Below are 437 nucleotides of genomic sequence, written 5' to 3'. Positions count from 1 at the left end.
GCTCCGCTGTCGGCATCGACGACCTTGAGCTTCTCGAAACGGACATCGCCGCCAGTGATATTCGTCACTGCCAGTTCGTAGACGATGTGACGCCTGCCGTCCGAGCCTGGAATCACATGCGGGGGAGCGATGATCTCCGCAACGAGTGGCGTGAGCTTCGGATTGTCGCTGGCAGCGTGCACCCCGGATGGAAATGTTGCCAACAACAGCACAAAGGTCGAAAGGAGCCAAATTGGAACCCGCATTCGAACGCGCCTCCTCTGCACACGCTGACTTTGCGACGCGAGGGTACGACAATGAAGGCCGGGAGCCAAGGTGGCGTGCGGCACATGGAAGATTCGCCGAACCTGGCGCAACCGCGGCCTCAAGTGTTATCGTTTGCATGTCTGGTTTACGGGAACTTTGCGGGCCTCTGATGACAGTTCAAATCAGCCGGC

Annotated in this window: 1 pseudogene; it reads right to left on the bottom strand. The window is 58.8% G+C overall.

The annotated features are described in order from the left end of the window. Positions 1–245, bottom strand: a pseudogene (locus tag EN925_RS39270) (M23 family peptidase); the annotation flags it as partial. Positions 246–437 lie beyond the last annotated feature (192 nt).

The sequence above is a fragment of the Mesorhizobium sp. M7A.F.Ca.US.006.04.2.1 genome (genome assembly GCF_004022915.1).
GTDB lineage: Bacteria > Pseudomonadota > Alphaproteobacteria > Rhizobiales > Rhizobiaceae > Mesorhizobium > Mesorhizobium ciceri.
The sequence above is the reverse complement of the archived record's forward strand: the minus strand, read 5'-3'. Positions and strand labels throughout refer to the sequence as shown.